The 15,480-nt window shown below is 60.6% G+C and carries 14 protein-coding genes and 1 tRNA gene; 3 read left to right on the top strand and 12 right to left on the bottom strand.

Translation table 11 applies throughout. The annotated features are described in order from the left end of the window. Nucleotides 1–17 precede the first annotated feature (17 nt). Complete coding sequence (ilvC, locus tag AC6BYQ_RS18245) at nt 18–1,493, bottom strand: ketol-acid reductoisomerase (protein ID WP_019455262.1); 1,476 nt, start codon at nt 1,491–1,493, stop codon at nt 18–20. Nucleotides 1,494–1,661: 168 nt separating this feature from the next. On the opposite strand from ilvC, the gene ilvY reads away from it, so the two are divergent. After that, the gene (ilvY, locus tag AC6BYQ_RS18240; RefSeq protein ID WP_004929971.1) at nt 1,662–2,552 is read left to right on the top strand and encodes an HTH-type transcriptional activator IlvY; all 891 of its coding nucleotides are present in this window, start codon (nt 1,662–1,664) and stop codon (nt 2,550–2,552) included. A gap of 9 nt (nt 2,553–2,561) precedes the next feature. Here ilvY and AC6BYQ_RS18235 read toward each other — a convergent pair whose 3' ends face one another. The 9 genes from AC6BYQ_RS18235 to AC6BYQ_RS18195 form a co-directional block, all read right to left on the bottom strand. Then, nucleotides 2,562–3,263: a DUF2461 domain-containing protein gene (locus tag AC6BYQ_RS18235; RefSeq protein WP_038874696.1), complete on the bottom strand. Its 702-nt coding sequence runs from the start codon at nt 3,261–3,263 to the stop codon at nt 2,562–2,564. Nucleotides 3,264–3,284: 21 nt separating this feature from the next. Next, nucleotides 3,285–3,848: an immunity protein Sip4 gene (gene ssi4, locus AC6BYQ_RS18230; protein WP_498057363.1), complete on the bottom strand. Its 564-nt coding sequence runs from the start codon at nt 3,846–3,848 to the stop codon at nt 3,285–3,287. Between the two features lie 23 nt (nt 3,849–3,871). Then, a complete protein-coding gene (gene ilvA, locus AC6BYQ_RS18225) occupies nt 3,872–5,416 on the bottom strand; it encodes a threonine ammonia-lyase, biosynthetic (protein ID WP_154747878.1) in 1,545 nt (514 codons plus the stop codon). Between the two features lie 4 nt (nt 5,417–5,420). Next, nucleotides 5,421–7,271: a dihydroxy-acid dehydratase gene (gene ilvD / locus AC6BYQ_RS18220; protein WP_019455267.1), complete on the bottom strand. Its 1,851-nt coding sequence runs from the start codon at nt 7,269–7,271 to the stop codon at nt 5,421–5,423. A 106-nt stretch (nt 7,272–7,377) separates the two neighbouring features. Beyond that, nucleotides 7,378–8,304, bottom strand: a complete 927-nt coding sequence (locus AC6BYQ_RS18215; RefSeq protein ID WP_019455268.1) for a branched-chain amino acid transaminase — start codon at nt 8,302–8,304, stop codon at nt 7,378–7,380. Nucleotides 8,305–8,327: 23 nt separating this feature from the next. Next, nucleotides 8,328–8,585, bottom strand: a complete 258-nt coding sequence (gene ilvM / locus AC6BYQ_RS18210; protein ID WP_004929955.1) for an acetolactate synthase 2 small subunit — start codon at nt 8,583–8,585, stop codon at nt 8,328–8,330. Beyond that, nucleotides 8,582–10,228, bottom strand: a complete 1,647-nt coding sequence (ilvG, locus tag AC6BYQ_RS18205; protein ID WP_025159877.1) for an acetolactate synthase 2 catalytic subunit — start codon at nt 10,226–10,228, stop codon at nt 8,582–8,584. Before ilvG ends, ilvM begins: the two co-directional genes overlap by 4 nt. Before the next feature lie 142 nt (nt 10,229–10,370). Further along, a complete protein-coding gene (gene ilvL, locus AC6BYQ_RS18200; protein ID WP_013814970.1) occupies nt 10,371–10,469 on the bottom strand; it encodes an ilv operon leader peptide in 99 nt (32 codons plus the stop codon). A 133-nt stretch (nt 10,470–10,602) separates the two neighbouring features. Then, nucleotides 10,603–11,835, bottom strand: a complete 1,233-nt coding sequence (locus tag AC6BYQ_RS18195) for an MFS transporter (RefSeq protein WP_019455270.1) — start codon at nt 11,833–11,835, stop codon at nt 10,603–10,605. A 341-nt stretch (nt 11,836–12,176) separates the two neighbouring features. Here AC6BYQ_RS18195 and AC6BYQ_RS18190 point away from each other — a divergent pair, with 341 nt between their 5' ends. Continuing rightward, nucleotides 12,177–13,700 (top strand): YifB family Mg chelatase-like AAA ATPase, encoded by a 1,524-nt coding sequence (locus tag AC6BYQ_RS18190; RefSeq protein ID WP_498057311.1) that lies wholly within the window; start codon nt 12,177–12,179, stop codon nt 13,698–13,700. A gap of 28 nt (nt 13,701–13,728) precedes the next feature. On the opposite strand, the gene AC6BYQ_RS18185 is transcribed toward AC6BYQ_RS18190, so the two are convergent. Next, the gene (locus tag AC6BYQ_RS18185; protein WP_048232148.1) at nt 13,729–14,067 is read right to left on the bottom strand and encodes a MaoP family protein; all 339 of its coding nucleotides are present in this window, start codon (nt 14,065–14,067) and stop codon (nt 13,729–13,731) included. Nucleotides 14,068–14,186: 119 nt separating this feature from the next. On the opposite strand from AC6BYQ_RS18185, the gene hdfR reads away from it, so the two are divergent. Beyond that, nucleotides 14,187–15,014 carry an HTH-type transcriptional regulator HdfR gene (hdfR, locus tag AC6BYQ_RS18180; protein WP_025159876.1) on the top strand — a complete coding sequence of 276 codons (828 nt, stop codon included), beginning with the start codon at nt 14,187–14,189 and terminating at the stop codon, nt 15,012–15,014. Nucleotides 15,015–15,280: 266 nt separating this feature from the next. Here the strand turns inward: hdfR and AC6BYQ_RS18175 are convergent. Beyond that, nucleotides 15,281–15,356: transfer RNA gene (locus tag AC6BYQ_RS18175), tRNA-Trp, on the bottom strand. Nucleotides 15,357–15,480: the final 124 nt, after the last annotated feature.

Raw genomic sequence — 15,480 nt, 5'->3', positions numbered from 1 at the left:
CTTCATCTTGCGGACAATCAGCCCGCAACGGCGATGCGTTTCATGTCGGTCATGTAACCGCGCAGTTTGCGGCCGACGGTTTCGATTGGGTGGCTGCGCACCGCTTCGTTCACGTCACGCAGCTGCGCATTGTCTACCGCCGTGCCCGCCGCGGCTTTACCCAAATCACCCGCCTGCAGGGTGGTCATAAAGTCCTTCAGCAGCGGCACCGCCGCGTTGGCGAACAGGTAGTTGCCGTACTCCGCGGTATCGGAGATGACCACGTTCATTTCATACAGACGTTTACGTGCAATGGTGTTGGCGATCAACGGCAGCTCATGCAGCGACTCGTAGTAAGCCGACTCTTCGATGATGCCCGCATCGACCATGGTTTCGAATGCCAGCTCAACGCCCGCTTTCACCATCGCCACCATCAGCACGCCGTGATCGAAGTACTCTTGCTCGCTGATCTTGCCTTCAAACTGCGGCGCATTCTCGAACGCGGTTTTACCGGTCTCTTCGCGCCAGGTCAGCAGTTTCACGTCGTCTTCCGCCCAGTCGGCCATCATGCCGCTGGAGAACGCGCCGGAAATGATGTCGTCCATGTGCTTCTGGAACAGCGGCGCCATGATGGTTTTCAGCTGTTCGGACAGCGCATAAGCGCGCAACTTGGCCGGGTTGGACAGGCGATCCATCATCAGCGTGATGCCGCCCTGCTTCAGCGCTTCGGTGATGGTTTCCCAGCCGAACTGAATCAGTTTCTCGGCGTAAGCCGGATCGGTACCTTCCGCCACCAGCTTGTCGAAGCACAGCAGCGAACCCGCCTGCAGCATGCCGCACAGAATGGTTTGTTCACCCATCAGGTCGGATTTCACTTCGGCGACGAAGGAAGACTCCAGTACGCCGGCGCGGTGGCCGCCGGTCGCCGCCGCCCAGGCCTTGGCGATCGCCATGCCTTCACCTTTCGGATCGTTTTCCGGGTGAACCGCAATCAGGGTCGGCACGCCGAAACCGCGTTTGTACTCTTCACGCACTTCGGTGCCCGGGCATTTCGGCGCGACCATCACTACGGTGATGTCTTTGCGCACCTGCTCACCCACTTCAACGATGTTGAAGCCATGGGAGTAACCCAGCGCCGCGCCGTCTTTCATCAGCGGCTGCACCGCGCGCACCACGGAAGTGTGCTGCTTGTCCGGCGTCAGGTTGACCACCAGATCCGCCTGCGGGATCAGATCTTCGTAGGTGCCGACCTTAAAGCCGTTTTCGGTCGCCTTGCGCCAGGAAGCGCGTTTCTCGTCGATCGCTTCTTTACGCAGGGCATAGGCGACATCCAGGCCGGAGTCGCGCATGTTCAGCCCCTGGTTCAGGCCCTGGGCGCCACAGCCGACAATCACCACTTTTTTACCTTTCAGGTAGCCGGCTTCGTCAGCAAATTCGTCGCGCGCCATAAAGCGGCATTTACCCAATTGCGCCAACTGCTGACGCAGGTTCAATGTGTTGAAATAGTTAGCCATGGTGGTACTCCGGTTTGATGTTGTCTTGCATTGTTATTTTCATTCCCCGCCCTGTCTGTGCGGAGATTCGTTAAACTCAATGTATAACAGGAAATGCGTTGCTTAAATTGATATATTGAGAACGTGATATTGCAATTTATGCAACACTCCAACTGCGAGCGTATCGATATGGATTTACGTGATTTAAAGCTGTTCCTGCATCTGGCCGAAAGCCATCACTTCGGGCGCACCGCCAAGGCGATGCACGTCAGCCCGTCGACGCTCTCCCGCCAGATCCAGCGGCTGGAAGAGATCCTCGGGCAGCCGCTGTTCCTGCGCGACAACCGCACCGTGCAGCTCACCGACGCCGGCGAACAGCTGAAAGAATTCGCCCAGCAAACGCTGCTGCAATATCAGCAGCTGAAGCACTCGCTCGGCCAGCACGGCCCGTCGCTGAGTGGCGAACTGCGGCTGTTCTGCTCGGTGACCGCAGCGTACAGCCACCTGCCGCCGATCCTCGACCGCTTCCGCGCGCAGCACCCGCTGGTGGAGATCAAGCTGACCACCGGCGACGCCGCCGACGCGGTCGACAAGGTGCAGTCCAACGAGGCCGATCTCGGCATCGCCGGCCGGCCGGAAACGCTGCCCGCCAGCGTGGCGTTCACCAAAATCGGCGAAATTCCGCTGGTGCTGATCGCGCCGGCGCTGCCCTGCGCGGTGCGCAGCCAGGCGTTCGCCGACAAGCCAGACTGGGCCGAGATCCCTTTCATCCTGCCGGAACACGGCCCTTCGCGAAAACGCATCGAGCTGTGGTTCCGCCGCCACCGCATCAGCAATCCGCTGATTTACGCCACCGTCGGCGGCCACGAAGCGATCGTGTCGATGGTGGCCCTGGGTTGCGGCATCGCGCTGATCCCGAGCGTGGTGGTGGACAACAGCCCGGAGCCGGTGCGCAACCGCATCTCGCAGTTGGATAACATCTCGATGGTCGAACCCTTCGAGCTGGGGGTCTGCGTCCAGAAAAAACGCCTGAGCGATCCGCTGATCGACGCCTTTTGGCGTCTGCTGCATCCCCGCTGACGCGGGGGTTTACAGATCCGCCGGATCGATCTGCTTCATCGTCTCTACCTGCATCAGCCAGTGGTAGAGCGGCTCAAGCTGCAAAAATGCCCCGGCCAGCAGCGGCACCAGATCGGCGCTGAACAGCTTTTCCACTTCGCTGTCGGTCACCATCACCGCGAACGATTTGCGGTTGTACCAGGTGGCGATCTCCGCCGCCTGCTCCTTCACCAGCGGGCGCTTGTAGCTCTCGCCCACCAGCTCGAACGGCGGCCGGCAGCAGGCAGCCACCTCAAGGAAAGGCTGCGGCCGCTGCCTCAGCGTATGGCGAAACAGATCCATGGTCGGCTTGTTGGCGCTGTAGTAGCCGAGCCCATAGCGCAGCATGTCCGGCCCCAGTTCGAAAAAGTACACCGGCGCGTCTTTCCAGTCTTTGCTCGGACGCTTGAACGTCAGCCACATGCGGCTGCGGTAGCGCGACTTGTCGTGAGAAAAACGCGTATCGCGATGAATGCGCGACAGCGTTTTGCCGATCGCCGGGCGAGTCTCGAACTGCGGATCGATCGCCAACATGCCGGGAGCCAACTGCTCCACCAGCGCGCGGAACGGCGCCAGCAGCTCGCGATCGTAGATGTCGCGGTTGCCGTCGAACCACGCCTTATCGTTTTCGATCCGCACCTGCTGCAGGAAATTCAAGCCCTGCTGGCTGAAGCCGGAGAAAGGTTGCGTCATAAATTTTTCCGTTCTGACGGTTTATCGGGTGTTGCGCAGATCTTCCCTCTGCCAACGGCGTTTGATAAACACGCGCCGACGCGTGCGAAAATAAGCGACGTAGAGATAGAACGCCGCCCGGTTGCTGAACAGCGCGCCGCCAACCGCGCCCCCCAGCAGCAAGGCACCGGTGGCGATGCCGGTCATCCCTGCGGCCCACGCCGCCGCGGCGCCGAGGCAACACAGGCCGAGCATGCCAAGGTAATATTGCAACAATACCACCCCGCTGTTTTTACCCTGCACCAGTTGGAACAGGATCAGCGTCATCCACACCGCCACGATCGCGCCGCTGCCCATCAACACGGCGGCGGAGGTCTTGCCGCTCCAGGCGGCCGCCACGTCCGTGACCAGACCCATCACACCCGCCAGCCCCAGCGTCAGGCATACCATCAGCAACATGACATTGCCGACGCCCGGCGGCGACAGGCGCTGGCCCGGCGTGAGGAAATGCTGTTCCAGCTGCGTATCTACGCCGGCGAACAGCGCACGATCGCGCGCTGCGATTTGGCGTTCCATCTCCCGGCCGCCTACCGCTAAGCGGGACAACCGGCCGGATAAACACACCGGACTCACCCCTGCAAAAAGAAGCGGAACGCCGGGTTGTCGGTTTCGTCGTGGCAATCGTAGCCCAGCGCCTGCAGGTGCCGCTCGAATTCCGGCTCGGATTGCGCCAGTTCGAAGGCCGCCAACACCCGGCCGAAGTCGGTGCCGTGGCTGCGGTAGTGGAACAGCGAAATGTTCCAGTGCGCGCCCAGCGTCTGCAGGAACTTCAGCAGCGCGCCCGGCGACTCCGGAAACTCAAAGCTGTACAGCCGCTCGCGCAGCGGCTTCGACGGACGCCCGCCCACCATGTAGCGCACGTGCAGCTTGGCCATCTCGTCGTCCGACAGATCCACCACCTGATAACCGCCGGCGTTGAGCTCGTCGATGATCTCTCGCCGCTCGGCGTGGCCGCGCGTCAGACGCACGCCGACAAAGATGCAGGCGTTGTCGGCATCGGCGTAACGGTAGTTGAACTCGGTTACCGAGCGGCCACCCAGCAGCTGGCAAAACTTGAGGAAGCTGCCCTGCTGTTCCGGAATGGTCACCGCCAGCAGCGCTTCGCGCTGTTCACCCAGTTCGCAGCGTTCGGAAACGTAACGCAGGCCGTGGAAGTTGAGGTTGGCGCCGGACAGCACATGCGCCAGACGCTCGCCCTGAATGTTGTGCTGCTGGACATACTTTTTCAGCCCCGCCAGCGCCAGCGCGCCGGAAGGTTCGGCAATCGCGCGCACGTCCTCGAACAGATCTTTGACCGCCGCGCAGATGGCGTCGCTGTCCACGGTGATCACGTCGTCCAGATATTCACGGCACAGGCGGAAGGTTTCGTCGCCGATACGCTTCACCGCCACACCTTCGGCGAACAGCCCGACGCGCGCCAGATCCACCGGATGGCCGGCATCCAGCGCCGCGCGCAGGCAGGCGGAGTCTTCCGCCTCGACGCCGATCACCTTGATCTGCGGCATCAGTTGCTTGATCAGCACCGCCACCCCGGCGGCCAGGCCGCCGCCGCCGACCGGCACGAAAACCCGATCCAGATGCGCGTCTTGCTGCAGCAGCTCCATCGCCAGCGTGCCCTGCCCGGCGATCACCGTCGGGTGATCGAACGGCGGCACGAAGGTCATGCCCTGCTGTTGGGAAAGCTCGATCGCCTTCGCTTTAGCCTCGTCGAAATTGGCGCCGTGCAGCAGCACTTCACCGCCGAAGCCGCGCACCGCATCCACCTTGATATCTGCGGTGGACACCGGCATCACGATCAGCGTTTTGATCCCCAGCCGCTTACCGGAGAAGGCGACGCCCTGCGCGTGGTTGCCGGCCGAAGCCGTCACGACGCCGCGTGCCTTCTGCTCTTCGTCCAGCCCAGCGATCATCGCATAGGCCCCGCGCAGCTTGAAGCTGTGCACCGGTTGGCGATCTTCGCGCTTCACCAAAATGGTGTTGCCGAGGCGCGAGGAGATTTTGCTCATGGCCTGCAGCGGGGTGACCTGCGCCACCTCGTAGACCGGCGAGCGCAGCACCGCTCGCAGATATTCTGCGCCGCACGGGGCGCTGGGTAGGGGTTGAGAGACCGCCATGCGTTTATCCCCCCAGTTTGCTCTTGTCGCGCACCGCGCCTTTGTCGGCGCTGGTGGCCAACGAGGCGTAGGCGCGCAGCGCGAAGGACACCTGACGTTCACGGTTTTTCGGCGTCCAGGCCGCGTCGCCGCGCGCCAGTTCCGCCTCACGCCGCGCCGCCAGCTCCTGCTCGCTGACATCCAGCTGGATACCACGATGAGGAATGTCGATCGCGATCATGTCGCCGTCCTGCACCAGGGCGATCAGGCCGCCGTTAGCTGCTTCCGGCGAGGCGTGGCCGATGGACAGCCCGGAGGTGCCGCCGGAGAAACGCCCGTCGGTGATCAGCGCGCACGCCTTGCCCAGCCCCATCGATTTCAGGTAAGTGGTTGGGTACAGCATTTCCTGCATGCCCGGCCCGCCTTTCGGCCCTTCGTAGCGGATCACCACCACGTCGCCCGCCACCACTTTACCGCCGAGGATCGCTTCTACCGCATCATCCTGGCTTTCGTACACCTTGGCCGGGCCGCGGAAGGTGAGGATTTCTTTGTCTACACCGGCGGTTTTGACGATACAGCCGTTTTCCGCCAGGTTGCCGTACAGCACCGCCAACCCACCGTCCTGACTGTAGGCGTGTTCACGGGTGCGGATGCAGCCTTCCTTGCGGTCGGTGTCCAGCGAATCCCAGCGGCAGTCCTGAGAGAATGCCTGCGTGGTGCGGATGCCGGCCGGCCCGGCGGAGTACATTTTCTTGACGCTTTCGTCGCGGGTCAGCATCACGTCGTAGGCTTCCAGCGTCTGCGGCAGGGTCAGCCCCAACACGTTGTTCACCTCACGGTTCAGCAAACCGGCGCGATCCAGCTCGCCGAGGATGCCGATCACCCCACCGGCGCGGTGCACGTCTTCCATGTGGTATTTCTGCGTGCTCGGCGCCACCTTGCACAGGTGCGGCACTTTGCGCGACAGGCGATCGATGTCCTCCATGGTGAAGTCCACCTCGCCTTCTTGCGCCGAAGCCAGCAGGTGCAGCACGGTGTTGGTCGAACCGCCCATGGCGATATCCAGCGTCATGGCGTTTTCAAACGCCGCCTTGTTGGCGATATTGCGCGGCAACGCGCTGGCGTCGTCCTGCTCGTAATAACGTTTGGTCAGCTCGACGATGCGTTTGCCGGCGTTGAGGAACAATTCCTTGCGATCGGCATGGGTGGCCAGCAGCGAGCCGTTGCCCGGCTGCGACAGGCCCAGGGCTTCGGTCAGGCAGTTCATCGAGTTGGCGGTGAACATGCCGGAGCAGGAACCACAGGTCGGGCAGGCGGAACGTTCTATCTGCTCGCTGTCGGCGTCGCTGACGTTCGGGTTGGCCCCCTGGATCATGGCGTCCACCAGATCCAGTTTGATGATCTGGTTGGAGAGTTTGGTCTTGCCGGCCTCCATCGGGCCGCCAGAGACGAAGATCACCGGAATGTTCAGGCGCAACGCCGCCATCAGCATGCCCGGGGTGATTTTGTCGCAGTTGGAGATGCACACCATCGCGTCGGCGCAGTGGGCGTTCACCATGTATTCAACCGAATCGGCGATCAGCTCGCGCGACGGCAGGGAATAGAGCATGCCGCCGTGGCCCATGGCGATGCCGTCATCCACCGCGATGGTGTTGAACTCTTTGGCCACGCCGCCGGAGGCTTCGATCTGTTCAGCAACCAGCTTGCCCAGATCGCGCAGATGCACGTGGCCCGGGACGAACTGGGTGAAGGAGTTGACCACGGCGATGATCGGCTTGCCGAAATCGGCGTCGGTCATCCCGGTCGCGCGCCACAAGGCGCGGGCACCCGCCATATTGCGGCCATGGGTGGTGGTGGCGGAACGGTACTTAGGCATGCTCTTTTCACTCCAAATGTATTTATGGCAGGCGGCGAACGAACCGCCTGGATATTCTTATCTTGTCTGTCTTGTCGTCCGCCACGCTGCGCGGCGAGCCTTGTCGTTAAGGGTTTACCGGATCCAGCCAGCCGTACTTGTCTTCCGTCTTGCCGGTGAACAGGCCGAAGAACGCCTCCTGAATCTGTTTGGTCACCGGGCCACGTTTACCGATACCGACCTGAATGCCGTCCACGCTGCGCACCGGCGTGATCTCCGCCGCGGTGCCGGACATGAACACTTCATCGGCCAGGTACAGCGATTCGCGCGACAGCACCTGCTCGCGCACTTCGAAGCCCATGTCTTTCGCCAGCTTGATGATCGCATCGCGGGTGATGCCCGGCAGCGCCGACGAGGTGAACGGCGGGGTGTAGATCACGCCGTCTTTCACCTGGAACAGGTTCTCGCCCGCCCCTTCGGAAATGTAGCCGTGCACGTCGAGCGCGATGCCTTCCTGATAGCCGTGGCGGCGCGCTTCGCTGCCCACCAGCAGGGAGGAGAGATAGTTGCCGCCGGCTTTGGCCGCGGTCGGGATGGTGTTCGGCGCCGCGCGGTGCCAAGAGGAGACCATCGCATCGATACCTTGCTCCAGCGCCTCTTCACCCAGGTACGCGCCCCAAGGAAACGCCGCGATAATCACGTCCGTTTTATAACCGGCCGGCGGGTTGACGCCCATGCCGACATCGCCGACGAACACCAGCGGGCGAATGTACGCGCTGACCAGGTTGTTCTTGCGCAGCGTGGCGCGGCAGGCTTCCATCAGCTCGTCGACGCTTTGCGAAACCGGCATGCGGTAGATTTTCGCCGAGTCGTGCAGACGCTGCATGTGCTCGCGATGGCGAAACACCACCGGCCCCAAGTGCGAGTCGTAGCAGCGCACGCCTTCAAATACCGACGTACCGTAATGCAGCGCGTGCGACATCACGTGCACTTTGGCCTCGGCCCAAGGAACCATCTCACCATTGAACCAAATGTAATCGGCTTTCTTTGTCATTGTTATTTATCCTTCTCGGCGCCTCAGGCGCGTATTTGTTGTGATGTTGGCTGCTGGATCTCGACGCAGGAGACGTCCATCAGCTTGCTTAATTGAGATGACAACAAGGCGACCGGACGCGGGCTGGCAACGGTCAATTCGATATTGATGCTGTCGGCGTTGGCCGGGGAAACCATATTCATAGCACAAACCTGAAAGCCGCGATGACGCACGACCCGCAATACGCGCTCTAACATTTCGGGGCGAAAACGCGCCTGGATCGAGAGTTGATGCTGCATCATGATATTTCCTCCAACATGGTTTCGTTGCCGGCGCCCGGCGGCACCAGCGGCCAGACGTTTTCGAGTTCGTCGATAGAGACCTGCAGCAGATAAGGGCCTTCGGTGTTGAACAGCGCCTCGAGGGCGCCCTCCACCTGATCCTTGCGGCTGATGCGCTGGCCGGGAATGCCGAAGGCGGCGGCCAGCATCAGGAAGTCGGGGTTATCGGACAGGTTGGTTTCGCTGTAGCGGCCGTCGAAGAACAACTGCTGCCATTGACGCACCATCCCGAGGCGCTGGTTGTCCAGCAGCACGATTTTGAGCGGCAGCTGCTTGCGCTTGATGGTGCCCAGTTCCTGCACGTTCATCATGAAGGAGCCATCACCCGAGACGCAGATCACCGTATCTTGCGGGCGGGCAATCTGAGCGCCTACCGCGGCCGGCACGCCGAATCCCATGGTGCCGAGGCCGCTGGAGGTGATGAAATTCTCCGGGCGCTCGAACGTCATGTGCTGAGCGCTCCACATCTGGTGCTGACCGACGTCGGTGGTCACTACGCTGTTGGCCGGCTTGCGGTCAGACAGCTGGCGCAAGAACAGCGGCGCAAAGATCGGCTGGCCGGGGTGATCGTAGCGGCAGGCGTGCTCGGCTTTCAGCGCCGTTACCCGCTGCTGCCAGGCGGCGATGTTCAGCGGGCGCTGCAACGCCGGCAGCAATGCTTTCAGATCGCCCTGCAGAGCCACATGCGCCTGGCGCAGTTTGCTCATCTCCGCCGGATCGATATCCATGTGGATCACTTTGGCGTGCGGCGCGAAGGCGTTCAGTTTGCCGGTCACGCGATCATCGAAACGCGCGCCGACAGCGATCAGCAGATCGCACTCCTGCACCGCCAGGTTGGCGGCCTTGGCGCCATGCATGCCCAGCATGCCGAGGTACAGCGGATCTTGCGCATCCGGCGCGCCCAGCCCCTTCAGGGTGGCGACGTTCGGCATGCGGGTCACGGCGATGAACTCGCGCAGCGCCGGCACCGCCTGCGCCATGCCCACGCCGCCGCCGACGTACAGCATCGGTTTGTGCGCCTGCGCCAGCAGCTCGGCCGCCTCCGCCAACGCCGCCGCTGGAAACGCCGGCGCTTCATCGACCGGCATCAGGTGCGGATGCAAGTCGCCCTGCGCCAGCTGGATGTCTTTCGGGATATCGATCAGCACCGGGCCAGGGCGGCCGCCGGCGGCGATGGCGAACGCTTCCGCCATAATGCCCGGCAAGGCGTCCAGCGACTCCACCAGGAAACTGTGCTTGGTGCAGGCCAGAGACAGGCCGAGAACATCGATCTCCTGAAAGGCATCGGTGCCGATCAGCGCGGAACCCACCTGACCGGTGATGGCGACAACGGGAACGGAATCGAGCAGCGCATCAGCCAGGCCGGTGATCAGGTTAGTGGCGCCGGGGCCGGAAGTGGCGATGCAAACGCCGACGTTGCCGGTGGCGCGGGCGTAGCCGATGGCGGCCATGGCGGCGCCCTGTTCATGGCGGCACAGCAGGTGTTCCACACCACCGTCATACAGTGCATCGTACACCGGCATGATTGCCCCACCCGGATAGCCGAATACGGTATCCACTCCCTGCGCACGCAACGCTTGAACTACCCACTGAGCGCCATTCATAGTTATTTCCCCGCCTTACTTCGACAACTGCAGGATTTTGTTCTGTTTTTCATCTTCCGCCCCTTGCTCCACTTTTCTCTTGCCAATAAAAAACCCCCGGACCTGACGGTGCGGGGGTTCTCTTGCGATTCCGGCTTGTTTGCTAAGCCTTTCTTCGTCCAAGTGCAGCCCCGCACGGTGGGATAATAATCACCACCACGCTAATCACGACTAGGCTAATCACTTGGGCAAAGGCTTTCATAATGGGTTTGTTCACTGTGCTCATTCAGAACTAATGCTTACAGAGGTACCACAGCCGCGCGCGACATGACAACACTTTTTTTGCGTTATTATTCGGCGCAATCTGGTCATACCTCATGCGGATCGCCCGGATTTCATACGTTGGCGCGCATGCCCGGATTTTTCACCGCGCCGGTGATGGCCTTGCCGCGCGTATCCTTGCCGAAGAACACCAACAGGGCGATCGCTACCGCTACCGTGCCGGCGACGATCGCCATCGCCAGGCCGTAATTGTGCCCATGATGCTCGGCGATGCTGGCTTGCAACGTGGCGTTGACCGAGGCGATCAGGTTGCCCAGCTGATACACGAACCCTGGCAGCACCGCGCGGGTGTTGGCCGGCACCAGCTCGGTCAGGTAGGTCGGCACTACGCCCCAGGCGCCTTGCACCATGAACTGCATCAGGAAAGCGCCGAGCCCCAACATCAGCGAGCCGCTGGAAAACGCCCACAGCGGGATCACCGGCAACGCCAGCAGCGCGGCGATGATGATCGCTTTTTTCCGGCCGATTTTTTCCGACAACGAACCGAAGAATACGCCACCGATAATTGATGCGATATTGTAGCTAATGGCAATGATACTGACGGTTTTAGGATCGAAACCGTGCTGAACTTTCAGAAACACCGGATACAGATCCTGGGTGCCGTGGGAGAAGAAATTGAACGCCGCCATCAGCAATACCAGATAGCAGCACAGCTTCCAGTGGCTCTTCAGCACCGGCAGCAAAGCGGTGCTCTCTTTACGCTCACGTGCCGCCAGCCACACCGGCGACTCGTGCACGCAATAATAAATAAACGGCAGCAGCAGGATCGGTGCCGCGCCGATGACGAACATGCCGCGCCAGCCGACCGTTTCGAACAGCAGGCCATAGGCCACCGCCGCCAGCAAATAACCGAACGGATAACCGGCCTGGAAAATGCCCGACATCAGCCCGCGCGAGCGGTCCGGTATGGTTTCCATCGCCAATGACGACGCCACGCCCCAGATACCGCCCATCGCAACGCCGTACAGCACCCGCAACAGCAAAAAGACCGTCAGCGAAGGTGCGGCGGCGGAAAGCAGTTCAAACACCGAGAAGAAGACGATATTCAGCATCAGGATCGGCTTGCGGCCATATTTTTCCGCCGCTCGCCCAAAGATCAGCGCGCCTATTGGCCGCACCGCCAGCGTGAGAAGAATGGCCAACGTGACCTGCTCCAGGCCGACGTGAAAGGATTGTGCGATATCGCTGAGCAAGAATACCAGCACGAAAAAATCGAAAGCGTCGAGCGTCCAGCTTGAAAAGCTGGCGATTGCCGCGTTGCGTTGCAGCGAGGTCCAACCAAACATAGTGTTATCCCTACCGTAGAGTACGAAGTCAGGAGATTTAGCGGCTGCCGGGCGGAATGCGGCGGCGGTCGGAGTGTGTCAAAGAAGTGATTTTTCTTTTAATCAATTGTTAAATACACCCATTAAGCCTATGGGTGCAATGCGTCTGGGCCGCTAATGTGTTGCAGCATTCAGCGAATTGTTAATGGGTATTGCCGCAGGCTGCGAGGCAGCCCGCACAATCTTATTCGCTTCGATGAAAATCGGTGATTAGGCTGCGAACATCATGGAAAAATTACCAATAACGCCGCGCGCCGCCAGGATGAATCGCGCATCATGTCGCCTTCAGCAAGGAGAGCAATATGTCACTGGCGGTAATCTATAGCCGCGCCATCATCGGCGTTCAGGCCCCTTCCGTCACGGTAGAGGTGCATATCAGCAATGGCCTGCCCGGCCTGACGTTGGTCGGTCTGCCGGAAACCACGGTGAAAGAAGCGCGCGATCGGGTGCGCAGCGCCCTGATCAACAACGGTTTCACCTTCCCCGCACGGCGCATCACCGTCAATTTGGCGCCCGCCGATCTGCCGAAAGAAGGCGGGCGTTACGATCTGCCGATAGCGTTGGCTATCCTCGCCGCCTCCGAGCAACTGCCCCTCGCCCCCCTGGCGCGCTATGAGTTTCTCGGCGAGCTGGCGCTGTCCGGCTCACTGCGCGCGGTCAAGGGCGCTATCCCGGCGGCGCTGGCGGCGGCCGAGGCCGGGCGACAACTGATCCTCTCAACGGATAACGCCGCCGAGGTCGGCCTGATCGCACAGTCGCACTCCTATACCGCCCGACACCTGTTGGAAGTCTGCGCCTTTCTGCTCGGCCAGGGCGAACTGCCGGTGGCGACCACACCTCCCGCTGCGGACAACGTCTGCGAAAGCGCCGACCTGCGCGACATCATCGGCCAGGAACAGGCCAAACGGGCACTGGAGATCGCCGCCGCCGGCGGGCATAACCTGCTGTTGATCGGGCCGCCTGGCACCGGTAAAACCATGCTGGCCAGCCGTCTCACGGGCTTGCTACCGCCGCTCGCGGAGCATGAAGCGCTGGAAAGCCTGGCGGTCGCCAGCTTGCAGCATCATGTTCCCACCGCTTTGCTATCGCGCCTGCGGCCGTTTCGCGCGCCGCATCACAGCGCATCGATGGCGGCATTGGTCGGCGGCGGCTCACTACCGCGCCCGGGCGAGATTTCTATGGCGCATAACGGCGTGCTGTTTCTGGATGAGCTGCCGGAATTCGAGCGTAAAGTACTGGATGCGCTGCGTGAACCGCTGGAATCCGGCGAGATCGTGATTTCACGCGCCAACGCCAAGGTCTGCTTCCCTGCAAGGGTACAATTGATCGCAGCGATGAACCCCAGCCCGACCGGGCATTACCACGGGTTGCACAATCGCGCCTCACCGCAGCAGGTGCTGCGTTATCTGGCTCGGCTATCGGGGCCTTTTCTCGACCGTTTCGATCTGTCTATCGAGGTGCCGCTGCTGCCGCCGGGTACGCTCAGTCAGCGGCAAAGGCATGGAGAAAGCAGCGAGCAGGTGAGAGAAAGAGTGTTACTGGCGCGCGCCCGGCAGCTCGAACGCGCCGGCAAAATCAACGCGCTGTTGAGCAACCGCGAAGTGGAACGGGATTGCGTTTTGCAGGCGGCGGACGCCGAGTTTTTGGAGACGACATTGAACGCGCTGGGGCTATCGGTCCGCGCCTGGCAGCGCATCTTGAAGGTTGCACGCACGCTGGCGGATTTGACGGGAGATGCTGAGCTCAACAGGCGCCACCTTAGCGAAGCGCTGGGCTATCGCAGTATGGATCGTCTGCTGTTACAGCTGCATCGGAGTCTGGAATAGAAAATGGGGCCCGCAGGCCCCATCGTCTTTAGTCGTCGCTGTCGCTGTAATCTTCTACTGCGTCAGCCTGCGGTTTACCGCCGGACAGAGTATGGAATTTCTTCGGGCGACGTGTGCGCGCCAGATATTTAGCCCATACTTTTTCCTGCTCGGTAGCCGCTTCGCGCTCACCGCGGCACACTGCGACGAACAGCTGTTCTTCTTCAGTGACCGGCTGGCGTTTACCTGAGTCCAACTCGTTAAACGCGTAGCCGAAGCGCTCTAGCAATTGCGCCTCTTTAATGGTGAAATCGCCGTGACGGGAGAACCCGCGAGGGTAATGTTTATTATCAAAAAAACGATTGGTCGTGGTGAAGCTATCCGCCATCTGACACGCTCCTAATTCTCTTATGGCCGTGCTGTTTATGGCGCGGAGTATTAGATAGGCTTGACAGCGTGTAAAACAAAACATTTAAATCTTAACGACAAATTTTTTTGGAGATAGGTGTGGATACCGAATTACTGAAAACCTTTTTGGAGGTCAGTAGAACGCGTCACTTTGGCAGAGCCGCAGAATCTTTGTACTTAACGCAGTCCGCGGTCAGTTTCCGCATCCGTCAGCTAGAAAACCAGTTGGGCGCAAATTTATTTACCCGTCATCGCAATAATATCCGCCTGACACCAGCTGGTGAGCGGCTTCTGCCCTATGCAGAGAGCCTGATGAACACCTGGCAGTTGGCGAAGAAAGAGGTCGTGCGTTCGCTGCAACACACCGAGTTATCGATCGGCGCTACCGCCTCGCTGTGGGAGGCCTATCTGACCCCGTGGCTACAGGCGCTCTATCAACAACGGGAGGCGCTGCAGCTCGAAGCCAGGGTGGCATTAAGGCACTCTTTGGTAAAACAACTGCATGAAAGGCAGCTCGATTTACTGATCACCACAGAACCGCCGAAGATGGATGAATTGGCCAGCCAGCAGCTAAGCAATTTCTCTTTACGCCTGTTCTCATCCGCACATCGCGACAAGCAGGCCCCGATGCCCTACATCAAGCTGGAATGGGGAGCCGACTTCCACCAACAGGAAAACCGCATGTTGGAAGGCGATAACGTGCCGGTACTCACCACCACCTCCGCTCATCTCACGCGCCAGCTGCTGGAAACCACAGGCGGCTGCGCCTTCCTGCCCAGCCAATGGGAAAAAGAGTACCCGCAATTGGTTGCCGCCGCCGAGATCCCGCCGATTATTCGCCCACTGTATGCCGTCTGGTTGCAAAACAGCGATCAACAGCCTTTGATTCGACAATTACTTAAAATACCTTTAAATACCGCAGCCTAACACGTTATGGCGGCCTTAAATGCCGCCATCGTGGTCGTGGCTGTCTATCGAGTTAAAATGCGGCTATCGCCTTCTGAGAGAAGATAACGCAAGACGGTGCGACATTCAGGGGGGAGTTGAGGGAGATTGGAAGTACATGCGGCAACCGGGAGCGGGAAAACTTCGCCCTATGGCGTCTAATGCGCTCTTTTCCGCAGCCGTAATACTCTAAGACAGAGAACAGTAGGCAAAAAAAAACCCTTTGCTTTCGCAAAGGGTTCTTAATATGGCAGGGGCGGAGAGACTCGAACTCGCGACACCCGGTTTTGGAGACCGGTGCTCTACCAACTGAGCTACGCCCCTAAATCTCGCTTAACATTATGCCTGCTAAGAAAGCAGGCATAATTAAATAAGTGGCGGAACGGACGGGGCTCGAACCCGCGACCCCCTGCGTGACAGGCAGGTATTCTAACCAACTGAACTACCG

The sequence above is a fragment of the Serratia sp. LTN-2 genome, assembly GCF_059740205.1.
The sequence above is the reverse complement of the archived record's forward strand: the minus strand, read 5'-3'. Positions and strand labels throughout refer to the sequence as shown.